The organism is Alkalihalobacterium elongatum, assembly GCF_019024285.1.
GTDB classification, from domain to species: domain Bacteria; phylum Bacillota; class Bacilli; order Bacillales; family Bacillaceae_F; genus Alkalihalobacterium; species Alkalihalobacterium elongatum.
This window is the reverse complement of sequence record NZ_WMKZ01000013.1, coordinates 78498-96367: the sequence shown is the minus strand read 5'-3', so window position 1 is coordinate 96367 and position 17870 is coordinate 78498. Positions and strand designations below refer to the sequence as shown.

18 protein-coding genes are annotated in these 17870 nt (G+C 38.0%); 17 read left to right on the top strand and 1 reads right to left on the bottom strand.

The window, feature by feature from the left end; genetic code table 11:
• Window positions 1–29: 29 nt before the first annotated feature.
• From grpE to deoC, 7 genes are all read left to right on the top strand, one after another.
• Window positions 30–629 (top strand): nucleotide exchange factor GrpE, encoded by a 600-nt coding sequence (grpE, locus tag GKP30_RS14050; protein ID WP_216830071.1) that lies wholly within the window; start codon window positions 30–32, stop codon window positions 627–629.
• Window positions 630–694: 65 nt separating this feature from the next.
• Window positions 695–2539 (top strand): molecular chaperone DnaK, encoded by a 1845-nt coding sequence (dnaK, locus tag GKP30_RS14045; RefSeq protein WP_216830070.1) that lies wholly within the window; start codon window positions 695–697, stop codon window positions 2537–2539.
• Window positions 2540–2725: 186 nt separating this feature from the next.
• Window positions 2726–3838, top strand: coding sequence for a molecular chaperone DnaJ (dnaJ, locus tag GKP30_RS14040; RefSeq protein WP_216830069.1), 1113 nt, complete (start codon window positions 2726–2728; stop codon window positions 3836–3838).
• A gap of 34 nt (window positions 3839–3872) precedes the next feature.
• Entirely contained in the window at window positions 3873–4811 is a 939-nt protein-coding gene (gene prmA, locus GKP30_RS14035; RefSeq protein ID WP_216830068.1) for a 50S ribosomal protein L11 methyltransferase, read from the top strand.
• 61 nt (window positions 4812–4872) lie between these two features.
• Window positions 4873–5625 (top strand): 16S rRNA (uracil(1498)-N(3))-methyltransferase, encoded by a 753-nt coding sequence (locus GKP30_RS14030; RefSeq protein WP_216830067.1) that lies wholly within the window; start codon window positions 4873–4875, stop codon window positions 5623–5625.
• Window positions 5626–5630: 5 nt separating this feature from the next.
• Window positions 5631–6977: a tRNA (N(6)-L-threonylcarbamoyladenosine(37)-C(2))-methylthiotransferase MtaB gene (gene mtaB / locus GKP30_RS14025; RefSeq protein ID WP_216830066.1), complete on the top strand. Its 1347-nt coding sequence runs from the start codon at window positions 5631–5633 to the stop codon at window positions 6975–6977.
• Between the two features lie 231 nt (window positions 6978–7208).
• On the top strand, window positions 7209–7883 hold the full coding sequence (gene deoC, locus GKP30_RS14020) for a deoxyribose-phosphate aldolase (RefSeq protein ID WP_216830065.1): 675 nt from the start codon (window positions 7209–7211) through the stop codon (window positions 7881–7883).
• Window positions 7884–7921: 38 nt separating this feature from the next.
• Here deoC and GKP30_RS14015 read toward each other — a convergent pair whose 3' ends face one another.
• Window positions 7922–8860, bottom strand: a complete 939-nt coding sequence (locus GKP30_RS14015) for a Na/Pi symporter (RefSeq protein WP_216830064.1) — start codon at window positions 8858–8860, stop codon at window positions 7922–7924.
• 312 nt (window positions 8861–9172) lie between these two features.
• Between GKP30_RS14015 and GKP30_RS14010 the strand changes: the two genes are divergently transcribed.
• From GKP30_RS14010 to GKP30_RS13965, 10 genes are all read left to right on the top strand, one after another.
• Window positions 9173–9946, top strand: a complete 774-nt coding sequence (locus GKP30_RS14010; RefSeq protein WP_216830063.1) for an SDR family oxidoreductase — start codon at window positions 9173–9175, stop codon at window positions 9944–9946.
• A gap of 99 nt (window positions 9947–10045) precedes the next feature.
• Window positions 10046–10612 carry a TetR/AcrR family transcriptional regulator gene (locus tag GKP30_RS14005; RefSeq protein ID WP_216830062.1) on the top strand — a complete coding sequence of 189 codons (567 nt, stop codon included), beginning with the start codon at window positions 10046–10048 and terminating at the stop codon, window positions 10610–10612.
• A 66-nt stretch (window positions 10613–10678) separates the two neighbouring features.
• Window positions 10679–11563: a 3-hydroxyacyl-CoA dehydrogenase family protein gene (locus GKP30_RS14000; protein WP_216830061.1), complete on the top strand. Its 885-nt coding sequence runs from the start codon at window positions 10679–10681 to the stop codon at window positions 11561–11563.
• 19 nt (window positions 11564–11582) lie between these two features.
• Entirely contained in the window at window positions 11583–11996 is a 414-nt protein-coding gene (locus GKP30_RS13995; protein WP_216830060.1) for an acyl-CoA thioesterase, read from the top strand.
• 120 nt (window positions 11997–12116) lie between these two features.
• Window positions 12117–13895 (top strand): acyl-CoA dehydrogenase family protein, encoded by a 1779-nt coding sequence (locus tag GKP30_RS13990; RefSeq protein WP_216830059.1) that lies wholly within the window; start codon window positions 12117–12119, stop codon window positions 13893–13895.
• An 18-nt stretch (window positions 13896–13913) separates the two neighbouring features.
• Window positions 13914–14678 (top strand): SDR family NAD(P)-dependent oxidoreductase, encoded by a 765-nt coding sequence (locus GKP30_RS13985; RefSeq protein ID WP_216830058.1) that lies wholly within the window; start codon window positions 13914–13916, stop codon window positions 14676–14678.
• 81 nt (window positions 14679–14759) lie between these two features.
• Window positions 14760–15539: an enoyl-CoA hydratase/isomerase family protein gene (locus GKP30_RS13980; protein WP_216830057.1), complete on the top strand. Its 780-nt coding sequence runs from the start codon at window positions 14760–14762 to the stop codon at window positions 15537–15539.
• Between the two features lie 108 nt (window positions 15540–15647).
• Complete coding sequence (gene rpsU / locus GKP30_RS13975) at window positions 15648–15821, top strand: 30S ribosomal protein S21 (protein WP_003323311.1); 174 nt, start codon at window positions 15648–15650, stop codon at window positions 15819–15821.
• A 22-nt stretch (window positions 15822–15843) separates the two neighbouring features.
• Window positions 15844–16287, top strand: coding sequence for a GatB/YqeY domain-containing protein (locus GKP30_RS13970; RefSeq protein ID WP_216830056.1), 444 nt, complete (start codon window positions 15844–15846; stop codon window positions 16285–16287).
• 229 nt (window positions 16288–16516) lie between these two features.
• Entirely contained in the window at window positions 16517–17869 is a 1353-nt protein-coding gene (locus GKP30_RS13965) for an NfeD family protein (RefSeq protein ID WP_236035089.1), read from the top strand.
• Window position 17870 lies beyond the last annotated feature (1 nt).

Genomic DNA, 17870 nt, shown 5'->3' with positions numbered 1-17870 from the left:
CTAAAAGTCATGTCATTCTAACAATATATATGACTTTATATTTACGGGAGGTGAACAGGTTGGAACAGGAAAAAAATCAAACGGAAACAATCGTAGAAGAACAAATGACTGATGAAGTCAATGAACAACCTGAAAGTGATGTTGAACAAACGGAAGCCACTGAAGAAATTTCGGGGGAACAACAAAAGATAAATGAACTTGAAACACAAGTTGCTGATTTAAATAGTCGCTTATTACGTGTTCATGCGGACTATGATAATTTCCGTCGTCGTACGAAAGAAGAGAAAGAAGCAGCAGCTAAATATAGAGCACAGAGTCTAGTAGAAGAACTTTTACCTGTACTAGATAACTTTGAGCGAGCTTTAGCGGTAGAGCCAGCAAATGAAGAAACAAAAACTTTACTTCAGGGTATGGAAATGGTTTATCGCCAGCTTCGAGATGGACTGCAAAAAGAAGGTGTGGAAGTCATTGAGTCTGTTGGGCAAACGTTTGACCCACATTTACACCAAGCGGTTATGCAAGTTCAAGAAGAGGGACATGAGCCAAATACTGTCGTTGAAGAATTCCAAAAAGGTTACAAATTAAAAGACAGAGTTATTAGACCATCAATGGTTAAAGTGAATGGTTAATACTTTTAATTCACTACATAAATGAACTGAAAAAATTGAACTGATTCGAATGGAGGAGTTACAAAATGAGTAAGGTTATCGGTATTGACTTAGGTACGACAAACTCTTGTGTTGCTGTAATGGAAGGTGGAGAAGCGGTTGTTATCCCTAATGCAGAAGGAAATCGTACAACACCTTCAGTAGTAGCATTCAAAGATGGTGAGCGTTTAGTTGGGGAAGTAGCAAAACGTCAAGCAATCACGAACCCAAATACAGTTATATCTATCAAGCGTTTCATGGGTACAGATCATAAGGAAGAAATTGAAGGAAAACAATTTAGTCCTCAAGAACTTTCAGCAATTATCTTACAGAAATTGAAAGCAGATGCTGAAAGCTACTTAGGTGAAAAGGTAACAAAAGCAGTTATTACAGTTCCAGCCTACTTCAATGACGCTCAACGTCAAGCAACTAAAGACGCTGGTAAAATTGCTGGTCTAGAAGTTGACCGTATTGTGAACGAGCCTACTGCAGCTGCCCTTGCTTACGGACTTGAAAAAGAAGAAGATCAAACGATCCTAGTATACGACCTTGGTGGTGGAACATTTGACGTTTCAATCCTTGAGTTAGGTGATGGCTTCTTCGAAGTTAAAGCGACTTCTGGTGATAACAAGCTTGGTGGAGATGACTTTGACCAAGTGATCATGGATTATTTAGTAGAACAATTTAAGAAAGATAATGGTATTGATCTTTCTCAAGATAAAATGGCGATGCAACGCTTAAAAGATGCTGCTGAAAAAGCGAAAAAAGATCTTTCTGGTGTAACGCAAACACAAATTTCATTACCATTTATTACAGCTGATGCTACAGGTCCTAAACACTTAGAGCTAAGCTTAAGCCGTGCGAAGTTTGAAGAGCTTTCTGCTGACCTAGTAGAGCGTACATTAGGCCCAACTCGTCGTGCTCTTCAAGATTCTGGTCTTTCTGCAAGTGAAATCGATCGTGTTGTATTAGTAGGGGGTTCTACTCGTATTCCTGCAGTACAAGATGCAATCAAAAAACTTACAGGAAAAGATCCTCACAAAGGTGTTAACCCTGATGAAGTAGTTGCTCTTGGTGCAGCAGTTCAAGCTGGTGTATTAACAGGAGACGTTAAAGACGTTGTATTACTAGACGTAACACCTTTATCACTAGGTATCGAAACAATGGGTGGGGTATTTACAAAGTTAATCGACCGTAATACAACAATCCCAACTAGTAAGTCTCAAACGTTCTCAACAGCAGCAGATAACCAAACAGCAGTTGATATCCACGTACTTCAAGGTGAGCGTGAGATGGCTGCCTACAATAAAACATTAGGTCGTTTCCAATTAACTGATATTCCTCCAGCTCCACGTGGTGTTCCACAAATCGAAGTATCATTTGATATTGATGCAAACGGAATCGTAAACGTAAGAGCGAAGGACTTAGGAACAAATAAAGAGCAATCAATCACGATCACTTCTTCTTCTGGTTTATCAGATGATGAAATCGAAAAAATGGTAAAAGAAGCTGAAGCGAACGCTGAGGAAGATAAGAAGCGTCGTGAAGAAGCTGAACTTCGTAATGAAGCAGATCACTTAGTATTTACGACTGAAAAAACGTTAAAAGACCTTGGAGATAAAGTAGAACAAGCTGAAATTGACAAAGCGAACGAAGCAAAAGATAAAGTGAAAACAGCTTTAGAAGGAACTGATCTTGACGCAATCCGTACTGCAAAAGATGAGCTTCAAGAAGTAGTTCAACAGCTTTCTACTAAGCTTTATGAGCAAGCAGCTCAAGCTGCACAACAAGCACAAGGTGAAGCAGGAGCTGAAGGTGCTGGTGCACAACAAGCTGACGAAAATGTTTTTGATGCTGAATACGAAGAAGTAAATGATAACGACAAGAAATAACAGTCTTTAGATACTTCTATTGAAAAAAGTCAAAGTCAGGCTTTCTTGGCTTTGGCTTTTTCCTCTAAATAGGCACGTGTTTCAAGAACAAGGATAAAATATCTAGATAGGAAATGACCTAACCTTTTTGAACGACATCTAATATGTTATGATTATTGTTATGTAAAAAAATCGGGAGTGGATAGGATGAGCAAGCGAGACTTTTATGAAGTGCTTGGAGTAGACAAGAACGCTTCAGAAGATGAAATTAAGAAAGCTTACCGTAAGCTGGCGCGTAAATATCATCCAGACGTCAATAAAGAAGCTGATGCTGAAGATAAATTTAAAGAAGTAAAATCTGCTTATGATACGTTGAGTGACTCACAAAAGAGAGCACACTATGATCAGTTTGGTCACACGGATCCTAACCAAGGCTTCGGTGGAGGCGGCGCAGGTGATTTCGGCGGTTTTGGGGATATTTTCGATATGTTCTTCGGAGGTGGCGGTGGACGTAGAAATCCGAACGCTCCTCGTCAAGGTGCAGATTTACAATACACGATGACAATCGATTTTAAGGAAGCTGTATTCGGTAAAGAAACTGAAATTGAAATTCCTCGTGAAGAAACATGTTCAACATGTTCAGGATCGGGTGCTAAACCGGGTACAAAGCCAGAAACATGTTCGCACTGTGGAGGAAGCGGTCAATTAAACGTAGAACAAAATACGCCATTCGGTCGAATTGTTAATCGTCGTGTCTGTAACCATTGTAGTGGAACGGGTAAATTTATTAAGGACAAATGTTCAACTTGTCGTGGAGATGGTACAGTAACTAAGCGTAAAAAGCTTAAAGTTCGTATTCCGGCTGGTATTGATCATGGTCAACAAATTCGTCATACAGGTCAAGGTGAAGCAGGCGTAAATGGTGGACCTCCTGGAGATCTATATATTGTTTTTAATGTAAAACCACATGAGTTCTTTACTCGTTCTGGTGATGACATCTATTGTGATATGCCAATCACATTCGTGCAAGCAGCACTCGGTGACGAAATTGAAGTACCGACATTAGAAGGAAAAGTGAAGTTGAAAATTCCTGCAGGTACGCAAACCGGAACTAGTTTCCGCTTAAGAGGAAAAGGTGTACCGAACATTCATGGTCGTGGTCAAGGAGATCAGCATGTGAAAGTTAAAGTAATTACACCGAAAAACTTATCAGAGAAACAAAAAGATTTATTACGAGAGTTTGGTAAATTAAGTGGTACAGAAGTTGATGAACAGCATGATAACTTTTTTGCAAAAGTAAAGCGTGCTTTTAAGAGTTAATTATTAATTAAGAAATCGGATGGAGTTGGTAGTTTTGAAATGGACAGAATTTAGTATTCATACAACACAAGAAGCAGTAGAACCAGTTAGTAATATCCTGCACGAAGCTGGAGCAAGCGGTGTAGTGATTGAAGATCCTCATGATTTAATAAAAGATTGGGGCGTCCATCTTGGGGAAATCTACCAACTCTCTCCTGATGATTATCCAGAAGAAGGGGTTATCGTCAAAGCATATTTTCCTGTCAATAGTTTCTTAGCTGAAACAGTTGATGAAGTAAAAGAAGCGATTAATGGGTTACTTTTATATGATATTGATTTAGGTTATAACAAAGTGACGCTTCATGAAGTAAAGGAAGAAGATTGGGCAACTGCTTGGAAGAAGTATTATAAACCAGTTAAGATATCAAACTCTATTACGATTAGTCCAACTTGGGAAGAATATAAACCAGTACGCGAAGATGAGTGTGTCATCGAACTAGATCCTGGTATGGCGTTTGGAACAGGAACACATCCAACAACCGTTCTTTGTGTTCAAGCTATAGAAAAGTACATTCAAAAAGGCGATGAAGTGATTGATGTTGGGACAGGTACTGGAGTGTTAAGTATCGCTGCCGCAAAACTTGGGGCAGGTAGAGTCATTGCTTTAGACTTAGATGACGTTGCAGTTGAAAGTGCTAAGTTAAATACACAAATTAATAAAGTCGATGATGTTGTGACGGTTAAACAAAACAATTTGATCGAAGGTATTGAAGGTCGATACGATGTAATTGTTGCTAATATTTTAGCAGAAATCATCGTCCGGTTCGTCCAAGATGCGGCAAGGGTACTTAAACCAGGTGGAACATTTATCACATCAGGTATCATCCAAAGAAAGAAATTAGAAGTCAAAGATGCTCTGATTTCCCATGGATTAGAAATTAAGGAAATATTAGAAATGGAAGATTGGGTAGCTATCATCGCAAAAAAGGTGTAAAATAAACACTATTGTATTAGGGGAAATTCCCGTACAAGTAGTGATAATTAGGTGAAAAAATATGCAAAGATATTTTGTTGCAAAAGAACAAATGAATGACCATATGGTTCTGATTCATGGTGAAGATGTAAAACATATTACTCGTGTCATGCGCATGTCAGAAGGCGATCAGATTATTTGCAGTAATAATTTAGATCGAGTGTGTTTATGTGAAATTGATCGATTTGAAGATGATCAAGTAGTGGCACTTATCGTTGAGGATCTGCCAAATGAAAGTGAACTACCAGTCAACATCACAATTGCACAAGCTCTTCCAAAAGGGGATAAGCTTGATTATGTCATACAAAAGGGAACTGAGCTCGGTGCAGCTCAGTTTATTCCTGTTCAGGGTGAGCGCTCTATTGTAAAATGGGATGGAAAAAAAGCAGGAAAACGAATTGAACGTCTAAGTAAAATCGCTAAAGAAGCTGCGGAACAGTCACATAGAAGTCGTATTCCTGAAATTGAAAGCCTTCATACTTTGGAACAATTAATAGTGCGTAAGAGCGAATTTAACCACTTATTATTTGCTTACGAAGAAGAAGGTAAAATGGGGAACCATAAACAGCTAGCAGACACTTTTACACAAGCGAGAGAAGGGGATTCCCTATTATTTATAGTCGGACCTGAAGGAGGTTTTTCAGAGTCAGAAGCCGTAAAGCTAAAAGACGCTGGATTTATTCCTACTAGTCTCGGCCCGAGGATATTACGAGCAGAAACAGCACCATTGTATATCCTATCAGCTGTTTCGTATTATTTTGAATTAGAGAGGTGAAATCAATGCCTACAGTTGCATTTCAAACATTAGGTTGTAAAGTTAACCACTATGAAACGGAAGCTATTTGGCAATTATTCAAAGCGGATGGTTATGAGAAAGTAGACTTTGAAAAAACAGCCGATGTTTATGTGATCAATACATGTACAGTTACGAATACTGGAGATAAAAAAAGTCGCCAAGTCATCCGACGTGCGATTCGTAAAAATCCTGACGCCGTCATTTGTGTTACTGGATGTTATGCTCAAACTTCTCCAGCAGAAATTATGGCAATCCCAGGTGTTGATATCGTTGTGGGAACTCAGGACCGGACGAAAATGCTAGAGTATATTGAGCAATATAAGAACGAACGTGAGCCGATAAACGGTGTAAGTAATATTATGAAAACCCGAGTATACGAGGAACTTGATGTTCCTGCGTTTACAGATCGAACTCGCGCTTCGCTGAAAATTCAAGAAGGTTGTAATAATTTCTGTACGTTTTGTATTATTCCATGGGCACGTGGTTTGATGCGCTCACGTAACCCAGAGGAAGTAATTAAACAAGCAACACAATTAGTGAACGCTGGCTATAAAGAAATTGTGTTAACAGGAATTCATACTGGTGGATATGGTGAAGATCTAAAAGATTATAGCCTTGCTCGTTTACTTGAGGATTTAGAAAAAGTTGAGGGGTTAAAACGGATCCGCATTTCTTCAATTGAAGCTAGTCAAATCACTGACGAAGTAATTGATGTGATTGACCGTTCAAAAAAAGTAGTACGTCACCTTCATATTCCGCTTCAATCAGGCTCTGACACTGTTCTAAAAAGAATGCGTCGTAAATATACGATGGAGTTTTTTGGAGAGCGTTTAGATCGTCTGAAGGAAGTCCTTCCTGGATTAGCGGTTACTTCTGATGTTATTGTCGGCTTCCCAGGTGAAACAGAGGAAGAATTCCAAGAGACGTACGATTTTATTGCTAAGCACCAATTCTCAGAGCTCCATGTTTTCCCGTATTCGAAGCGCACTGGTACGCCTGCGGCTCGTATGGAAGAGCAAGTCGATGAAGATGTTAAGAATGAGCGTGTTCATCGTTTAATTGAGTTATCTAATCAGTTAGCTAAGGAGTATGCTTCTCAATTCGAAGGCGAAGTATTAGAAGTAATTCCAGAGGAAATCGATAAAGAGTCACAAGATAGTGGTATGTATATTGGCTATTCAGATAACTATCTAAAAGTGAAGTTCCCTGCTAGTGAAAGTATGATCGGGGAAATTGTTAAGGTTAAAATAAAAAAAGCAGGTTATCCTTACAACGAAGGTGAATTTGTTCGAGTAGTAGAAAATGAACATCAAGCTGTAGTTAATGGATAAATGAGCAAAAGACTAACTTATTAGTAGAGGTTCTTTTTCATATATAGTTACCGCTTTTTGGGTATACTATGTCATGGATGAGTGGCTTAATTACTATAAAGTTAGTCTTTTATTTTAGCTGTTATCGTAAACTTTGGTGCAGCGATAGTTAATGACGTGCTTGCGCAGTTTTACATTCTTATGCTACGATTTAGAGGTACGTACAAGTGAAAAGAGAGTGAGGAATACATAATGAGTATTAATATCGCTGAAATGATCGATCATACATTACTTAAAACAGAAACGACGAAAGCTCAAATCATCCAACTTTGTAAGGAAGCGAAAGAATACAAATTTGCTTCTGTCTGTGTAAATCCTACATGGGTAAAAACAGCATATGAGCAATTAAAAGATACACCAGTAGTAAAAGTATGTACTGTTATTGGTTTTCCTTTAGGTGCAAGCACTTCTGAAGTGAAAGCTTTTGAAACGACAAAAGCAATTGAAGAAGGTGCAACTGAAGTAGATATGGTAATCAACATTGGTGCACTAAAAGATAAAGACGATCACCTTGTTAAAGAGGATATAAGAGCTGTTGTTGATGCTGCAAAAGGAAAAGCATTAACAAAAGTTATTATTGAAACTAGTTTACTGACTGACGAAGAAAAAACGCGAGCATGTAAACTAGCAGTAGAAGCAGGAGCAGACTATGTGAAAACATCAACAGGTTTTTCAACAGGTGGTGCAACGGTTGAAGATATCCGTTTAATGAGAGAAACAGTTGGACCTGATATCGGAGTAAAAGCTTCAGGCGGTGTTAGAGACCGAGACGGTGCAGTAGCAATGATTGAAGCTGGTGCAACACGAATTGGTGCAAGTGCAGGAATTGCAATTGTTACTGGGGGACAATCGCAATCAGATTATTAATGTAAACAAGAGGATGACTTTGGTCATCCTCTTTCACTTTAGTTTGCTCTTTTCCCGTGTAAAAAAATAATAAATTTCGCATACCAATGAACGAATGGCAGAAGGACGAGCGATGAGATAATATTGAAAATCGTACTAGCATGAGCAAGTTGTAAACTAGGTAAATTAGTTAAAGAACTTGCGATATCACTTAACCAACCAATAAAAGGGAAGAATAATAAAACTCCTAATAAATTTAACCAAATATGCGCAAAGGCAACTAACTTAGCTGAATGATTGGCTCCCATACTAGCTAAAAAAGCACTAAAACAAGTGCCGATGTTTGCACCCAACATTATCGCAATTCCAGAAGAGAGTCCAAAAATTTGGTCATTCATAAACCCCATAGCAATAGCGGTAGTGGCTGTACTAGATTGAATAATAGCTGAGAATATCGTTCCTAAACCAATTCCAAATAATTCACTATTATTTGTCCAAGTGAAAAAAGCATGGGCAAATGGCAAAGAGGAGATTGGAAATGCAAGACCCTCCAATCCATGCATGGCAACAAAAATGCACCCTAAACCAAAAGAAATACAACCAATTAGGTACGTGATTTCATTTCTTAGAAAAATTAAGAAAACCCCGATTAGCAATAAAGGCATAATAAATGAAGAAAGGTCAAAGGCTAAAATTTCCAATGTTAGGCAAGTACCGATATTGGTTCCGAGTATGATCCCAATCGACTGCTTGAAAGTAAGTATTCCTGCAGCTACTAAACCAACTGCCATAATCATTACAGCTGAACTGCTTTGGAGTAGTGCAGTTATTCCAGCACCTAGTAATAAACCTTTCCAAGGGCTATCTGTCATTTTTTCTAATGTATTTTTAAACCGATTACCTGCCAAATTATGAAGACCTGCTCTCATAATCGTCATCCCAAATAGGAATAAGGCGATAAAAACAACGAATAAAGTGAATAATTCTTTGTGAGTCATACAATCACCTCTAATACATCATATGGACAAGACGATACAAGCATGACAACTTCGTGATTTTAATAAATAAAACTTGAATATTCAGAAAATATAGTCTATTATAATACAAGAATAAGCCTTTACAGACAGTCATATATTTTTTTATCTCTTACATACTAACCGGTTAGTTAGAGGAATTTACACAGCCATTATGAAGAAACATTTATTTTTCACTACTGATCAAACCCTATTACAAGCAACTGCTTCTAACACGTAAATGATAATCTTCAAAAATAATGAAAGGGCTTACAAAAAAGAAGTGGAGGACTATCAATGAATGTATTAGACCTTTTTAAGTTGGATGGAAAAACGGCAATAGTAACAGGTGGTGGTAGAGGATTAGGTGCCCAGATGGCAGAAGCTTTAGCTGAAGCAGGGGCAAATGTTGTGATTTGCTCTCGTAAACTCGAACAATGTGAAGAAGTCAGCAAACAGCTAAGGGAAAAGGGAGTACGCTCGTTAGCTTTTCAATGTGATATTAGTAATCCGACTGATGTTCAAGCTGTTGTAGATGGGACTTTAGAAGAATTCGGTAAGATTGATATCCTAATTAATAATAGTGGGGCGACGTGGGGAGCACCAGCTGCTGAAATGCCGCTAGAAGCATGGAAAAAGGTAATGGATGTAAATGTGACAGGAACATTTTTAATGTCTCAAGCTGTTGGTAGAGAAATGATTAAACAACAATCAGGAAAAATTATTAATATTGCTTCCGTTGCAGGACTTGGTGGCACTGACCCTCAAATTATGGATGCTGTCGGTTATCATGCAAGTAAAGGAGCTGTAATTACGTTTACAAAAGACTTAGCAGCAAAGTGGGGACAGTATAACATCAATGTGAATGCAATTGCACCAGGCTTCTTTCCAACGAAGATGTCTAAAGGAATATTAGATCAAGGCGGCAAGCTTGTTAAAGACCGTACACCTTTAAAGCGATTCGGTACTGACTATGACTTAAAGGGAGCAGCTGTCTTCTTAGCATCAAATGCATCTAATTTTGTAACAGGAGATGTTCTTGTTGTCGATGGAGGTACTCACGCTGTTTAGTCAAATGTTAATAGATTGGCAAAATAGGTAAAGCTAAAGGAGGATGAGATTTAGTATGATATAACGTATAAACAGAAAATTATGAGGTGGAGAAGTCCTATGAAAGAAAAAATCTTTGAAAAAAGCATTGAGTTATTTGGAGAACGAGGTTTTAACGAGACATCTATCCAACATATTGTTGATGCACTTGGAGTGACAAAAGGCACCTTCTATTATTATTTCAAAAGTAAAGAAGAGATCCTTTTAGGTATTCACTTGAGGTTTATCGATGATTTGCTAGCCAAACAAAGTCAAATCATTCATGACGGAAACAAAAGTTGTGAGCAAAAACTGTATGAAATCGTTTATATGTTAATAAAAAATGTAGAAACACAAGCACAGAGTGCAAGAGTATTTTTTCGGGAAATGCAAAATCTTTCAGAAGGTCCCCACTCACAAATTTTCCCTAAGCGGGATGAGTTTCGACTAAATTTACAAAGGTTAATTGAAGATGGTATAGCAAAAGGAGAATTTCGTAAAGAAATTCAAGCTGATATTGTAACATTAGGAATTTTAGGTATGTGCAATTGGAGTTATCACTGGTTTGATCCACAAGGGCCATTAACAGATCAAACAGTTGCAAAAATATATATGGATATGATTTTACAAGGAATTAAGACCGACTAAAAAATGCTCCGTCAAGGGGTTTAATAATAACATACTAACTGGTCAGTATGTAGAGGAGGCAAAAACATGAATGTAAATGATGTGAAGAAAATTGCTGTAATAGGTGCGGGGTCTATGGGGCATCAGATTGCGATGCTATGTGCATTAGGTGGGTTCCAAACAACACTTCAAGATATTCAAGAATCGGCTCTTCAAAAGGCACAAGAGAGCTTACAATTTCAAATGAACAAATGGGTAAAGAAAGGAAAGATTAGTCAGGAAAATCTAGATCGTGTATTCGAACGATTAACCGTAACAACTAGTTTAGAAGAAGCTGTAGTAACTGCAGACTTAGTTATTGAAGCGGTAGTAGAAAAACTTGATGTTAAATTAGAGTTGTTTGAAAAGTTAGATCGCTTAACACCACCACATACTATTTTAGCTACGAATAGTTCAACGATTGTAAATTCAAAAATAGCAGAAGTTACAAATAAACCAGACAAAGTATGCAATATGCATTTCTTTTTCCCACCATTAGTTATGGATTGTGTAGAAGTAGTTATGAGTGAACAGACGTCTGAAGAAACTGCACAAATAGCGATGGATGTTTGTGAAAAAATTAATCGAACTGCTGTCCTACTTCGTAAAGAAATTTGGGGCTTTGTTGCAAACCGTTTATTATTTGCCCTTAATAATGAAGCGGTAAGACTTTATGAAGAAGGTATTTGTGACTACAAGGATATTGACATCATTTGTAAAAAGGCATTAAATCATCCATTAGGACCATTTGAGTTAATGGATTTGTCAGGAATAGATGTTGGCTTCTATGCGCAACAAGAACAATACAAAGAATCTGGAGATCCAGTTCATAAACCAGCAAAATGTATCGAAGAAAAAGTACAGGCGGGAACGTTAGGGAGAAAAACAGGTAAAGGCTGGTACGAATACGAGCAAGCGAGTGTAAAAAAGTAACCAAGTAAGGAAGTGAGTTATGAATCAGGTTTCAACCAATACCGTAAAAGTAAGGGTTTGTGAAACAGACGCGCTTGGTCATATTAGTAATATTAGTTATTTTATTTACTTTGAAGAGGCACGTGTTGAGTTTTTTAAGCGCTTATCAGGTGAAGGTGCAATGAAAGACTTGGATATTATTTTAGCCCATACTGAATGTAATTTCGTCAACCAAGGCTATTTTGATGATACGCTAACAGTTACTACCTTTGTTGAACGGGTCGGAAACTCTAGTATTCAACTCATTCATCAAATCAAAAATCAAAAACATCAGCTTATAGCAGAAGGAAAAGCTACAGTCGTTTACTTTGATTTTCAAAGACAACGGAGTATACCTCTCACAACTAAAATGAAAGAACAATTAAATCGTTTTTCTATTAGTACACCTTCATAATGTAAAACAACGCTCTAATAAATCTGAATTTTCTGTATCAAGTTGATTTATTAGAGCTTTACCATGCAGCTAAACGCTTTAGAAAAGACAATAAATTGAAAAGTAGCAAGGAGGATTTATATGGGAGATACTACAATCAAACAAAAGGGCGGAAGCTTCTTAATTTCGTCAATTGACGCAAATGATATTTTTACTCCTGAAGACTTTACAGATGAACACAAGATGATCGGTCAAACAGCAAAACAGTTTATCGAGAAAGAAGTAGAGCCACTTCACGAAGAGATTGAGAAACAAAATATGGATAAGGTTGTCTCACTCTTACAACAAGCTGGAGATTTAGGGTTATTAGCTCATAGTATTCCAGTAGCATATGGTGGACTTGGGTTAGATAAGGTGAGTAAAGGACTTGTAGGTGAAATAGTAGGTACGACAAGCGGTTATGGAGTTGCACATTCCAACCATACGTGTATTGCTACATTGCCAATCACGTACTTTGGGTCGAAGGAACAAAAAGAGAAATATTTGCCGAAGATGGCCTCTGGTCAATATTTAGGCGCTTACTGTTTAACTGAGCCTTCTTCGGGGTCAGATGCGCTCGCTGCAAAAACAACTGCAAAATTAAATAAAGAAGGCACTCACTATATTTTAAATGGAACAAAGCTTTATATTACGAATGCAGTATTTTCACAAACGTTTATCGTTTACGGAAAAGTGGATGGCGATAAGTTTACTGCATTTATCGTTGAAAAGGACTATCCTGGTCTTTCATTAGGCCCTGAAGAAAAGAAAATGGGAATAAGTGGATCGTCGACACGGTCGGTAATCCTAGAAGATTGCTATGTCCCTGTAGAAAATGTATTAGGTGAAATAGGCAAAGGGCATCTAATTGCCTTAAATGTACTTAATCTTGGCCGATTTAACTTAGGTTCAGCCTGCATGGGCGGAGCAAAGGCTGCCCTAAAATTAGGCATTTCACATACTAACGAAAGAAAGCAGTTCGGGAAAAGAATAGCTGAATTCGGAGCAACGAAAGAGAAAGTAGCAAAGATGGCAGCTAGAATTTATGCTGCGGAATCTCTTCAATATCGAACAGCTGATTTGTTAGAGAGTGCACTAGGTGAAGTTTATGATACTGAAGATCAACATTTAGTCACGAAAAGACTAATGGAATATGCTTTAGAGTGTGCGATCTGTAAAGTTTACGGTTCAGAGACATTAGATCAAGTGGTCGACGAGTCTCTTCAACTTCATGGAGGAGCAGGGTTTATAAAAGAATACCGAATTGAACAGGCTTACCGTGATTCTCGAATTAATCGGATTTTTGAAGGGACAAATGAAATTAATCGTTTGCTTGTTCCAGGTATATTCTTTAAAAAAGCAGCTAAAGGTGAACTGCCTGCACTTGAAGAGATTTCAAACGCAGTGACTCGACTTAATGTACAAGCAAAAGTTGAGGTAGGAATTGATAGCTTAACTGCTGAACGACAAGTAATACAACAAATTCGTGACGTATTTCTTTCTTTAGCAGGCTTAGCTTATAAAAAGTTCGGTAACGAGCTTAACGAAGAACAAGAGCTTGTCATGAAACTTGCAGATATCGGAATAGAATTATATGCAGCAGAGTCTGCTGTATTAAGATCACAAAAAGCAATTGAAAAACTAGGTCAAGAAAAGGAAAAATTGAAAGAACAATTAGCTAAGATAGTTACCGAAGAAGCTGTGTTAAAAGTTCAAAGACTAGCACAAGAATTTATCGGTGGACTTGAAGCATCAAACGAGGCAGATCAACTTTTAGCAAGCATATCTAAACAATTGTCAACCTATCGAATTGAAAATCGAGTTACGCGATTTAGAGAAGTGGCTGCTTGTTTAAACGAATCTGGTCAATACAGTTGCTAAACAAAAGGAGGAAGGTAAATGTCTCGATTTGACAATCAAGTTGCAGTCATTACTGGTGGAGGCAGTGGTATAGGAAAGGCGACAGCTCAAAGACTAGCAAAGGAAGGTGCCAAAGTTGTAGTTGTTGGACGTACGGAAGCGAAGTTAGTCGATGTTATGAATGAAATTAATACAGAGTTTGGAGAAGGAGTAGCTACAGCTTTTGCTACTGATGTAACAAAGGAAACTGAAGTTATGAAACTCGCAAATTTTGTACGAGAGAAATTTGGCTGTCTCCATATCGTTATTAATAATGCGGGCGGATCTGGTAATTCATCTATTTTAGAAATGGATATAGAAGAGTGGGATAGAACGCAAGATGTAAATTTAAAAAGTGTGTTTCTTGTCTCCAAATACTTAGGTCAATTGATGATTGATACGGATTCAACTGCGGCTTCTATCGTTAACGTTGCTTCACTTTCGGGGTATAAAGCTGGAGCAAAAATTCCCCATTATAGTGCAGCTAAAGCTGGAGTGATTAATTTTACAAGGGCGTTGGCAAATGAATTAGCCCCTTATGATATTCGTGTGAATTCAGTATCCCCAGGATTTATTGAAACACCTTTGACTGAAAAAGGGTTAGAAAATGATCAATTTTTAGCCGCAATTAAAAGAAATACTGCTATGAAGAGAGTTGGCACTGCAACGGAAATTGCTAATGTTATTTCGTTTATAGCGTCAAAAGAAGCCAGTTATATGACTGGATCGGATATTTTAGTTGATGGTGGCTGGCTAATTAAATAGGCTCTTCGCGTCTGTAAGGTGGAGAGTTACATGATCTGATAATACGTTTATACGAAACGATAAATAATAGGGGGTATAAGAATGGCGAACCAAGATCTTCTTAAACAAATTGAATCCGGTGTTATGAAGCTGACATTAAATCGTCCTGAAGCGTTAAATGCATTTAGTGAGGATATGATCACAGGTTTAATTGACTCGATTAGGGAAGCAAAACAAAGTGAGGAAGTAAAAGTTGTCGTTATTCATGGTGCTGGAAGAGCTTTTAGTTCTGGTGGTGACGTCAAATCGATGGGGAAAACTTCAGGTGTTGAAGTTTATGAATTCGTAGGTATATTAAATGAACTGATTCTGGAAATTAAATCGATAAATAAGCCTGTTGTTGCTTCTGTTCATGGTGTTGCCGCTGGAGCAGGCTTCAATTTGGCCTTAGCTTGTGATTTAATCGTAGCCTCAGAGGAATGTAAATTTATTCTTAGTTTTGCGCAGGTTGGACTCATTTCTGATGGAGGAGGTTTGTTTTTCCTTCCTCATGTTCTTGGGCCGTATCGAACAAAAGAATTGCTATTTAGTGGGAAGCCTCTAGAAGCTACTAAGGCAAAAGATTGGGGGGTAGTAAATGAAGTCGTGCCCCTTGAACAATTAAACGAGGTAACAGAGACTCTTTCATTACAACTAGCTAATGGTCCAACAAAGGCGATTGGTCTTATGAAGCAAATTGCAGATGATGCAGCTACGATGACACTTGAAAATGTATTAAGGAGAGAGCAAATAACACAAGCGATGATGGTAACCACAGAGGATCACTTAGAAGGAGTAAGGGCATTTGTCGAGAAACGAAAGCCAAATTTTCAAGGGAAGTAAAAGCAAGAGACAAGTTAAGGTTGACCGAAGCAGTCTTATGTATTATAATCAAAAAAGACTTGTTTTTTTCAAGTCGTTAGTTGGTTGTTTCGGAGGGAGGGAAATAAAATGGCAGAAACTCGTGTTCGCAAAAATGAATCGATCGATGCTGCTCTTCGTCGCTTCAAGAGATCACTTTCAAAAGAAGGTACATTGGCTGAAGTGAAAAAGCGTAAGCACTATGAAAAGCCTAGTGTAAAGCGTAAGAAAAAATCTGAGGCAGCAAGAAAGCGCAAGTTCTAATTCGTAAGAGAGGGTGTATCGATTGAATCTTCTAGATCGTCTTACTGATGATATGAAGGCAGCGATGAAAAACAAAGAGAAGGAAAAGCTCTCTGTTATCCGTATGGTGAAATCTTCGTTGCAGAACGAACAAATCAAACTTGGACGTGAGCTTTCTGAAGATGAAACACTGACGGTACTTAACCGCGAACTCAAGCAACGCAGGGAATCCCTCCATGAGTTTGAAAAGGCCAACCGCGATGATTTAGCTTCAAAGTTGCACGGAGAAATTGAAGTTCTTCAGCAGTACTTACCAGAACAGCTATCTGAAGAAGAAGTAATTCGTATCGTTCAAGAAACGATTAAAGAGGTGGGTGCTACTTCTAAAGCTGACTTTGGAAAAGTAATGGGAGCAATTATGCCAAAGGTAAAAGGCAAAGCTGATGGCGGTCTTGTGAATCGCCTCGTTCAACAGCATTTATCATAAAGTGAGAAAAGAGTCTTGCAATCATGCAAGGCTCTTTTTATTTGGCTGTTTTGCAAACTTTGTTGCTATTGGACCGTTTTTTAACGCTTACACATGAAGATTTATTTTCAAAATTATAATTATTTTTAATGAGAATAATTTACTGTTAAATTATTCGTTAAAAAAGTGAAACCTTGTTATACTAATAACGTATATGTAGTAACAAACTAATTAGAAAGGGGGTTAAGTTTTGAGTAGGAAGCTGATGGTTAGAATGTATTTATTATTTATGGTTACTGCTTTCTGTCTTATACCGATACAATTATTCGTACATAGTCAAACCCCGACATCACAACCTATTGTTTACTACATTCCTGTTGAACAGACAGTGGAGCGAGGACTAGAGGCATTTATGAAACGTTCTATTGAATCTGCTATAGAAGAAGGTGCAGATCATATCGTTTTGGAAATTGATACTCCTGGTGGTGCGGTCGATGCAGCTGGTAATATTGCAAGGTTGCTAAGAGAAACCGACATTCCAATTACGGCGTATATCGTAAAAGATGCAATCTCTGCGGGTGCATATATTTCTTTAAATGCAGACCGAATTGTAATGGCGCCTGGAGCGCTTATAGGCTCTGCTGGTGTCATTGATGCAGCTGGTAATGCTGCGGAAGAGAAAATGCAATCCTATTGGATTGCTGAAATGGAGGAGTCAGCAAAACTAAATGATCGTGATCCTTTGTTCGCAAGGGCTATGGCGGATAATTCAGTTGATTTGCCAGAGTACAATGCTGAAAAGGGTCGATTTCTTACCTTAACATCAGGAGATGCATATGAAGTCGGCTATGCGGATGCGTTAGCGAGCAATCGTGCAGAATTACTTGAGTTTTTACAGTTGGAAAATGCAATTGAAAAAGACATGGAGATTAGTTTTGCAGAACAAATTGCACGCTTTGTAACTCACCCTGTAGTCATTCCTATTCTTTTATCCATAGGAAGTTTAGGATTAGTACTTGAACTTTATTCACCAGGGTTTGGTGTTCCTGGGATTATGGGACTTTCAGCCTTGCTTCTATTTTTCTTTGGACATTTATTTGCAGGGTTCGCTGGATGGGAGTCTGTCATTCTTTTTGGAGTTGGAATCCTTTTAATCCTTATTGAAATATTTGTCCCAGGCTTTGGTATTTTTGGAGTACTAGGGATTGGTTCTATAATCGGCAGTATGATTTTAGCGTCATATTCGACAGTCAATATTTTAATTTCATTATTAATAGCAGTTATAGTTACAACTATCGTATCTATCCTAATATTTAAATACTTTGGATATCGGGGTCCTATGAAGAAAATCGTTTTTACTGGTGCAACTACAACCGAGGAAGGCTATATTTCAAATGTAACAAGGACTGAACTAGTTGGGCAAGTTGGCGAAACTATGACACCACTAAGGCCTTCTGGCATGGCTATATTCGGTAATGACCGTCTTGACGTTGTTTCCGAGGGAGGTTATATTGAACAAGGTAAGAAAGTAGAGGTAGTATATACCTCTGGATCTCGTATCGTTGTAAGAGAAGCTAGAAAACAAACACAAAGGGAGGAATAAA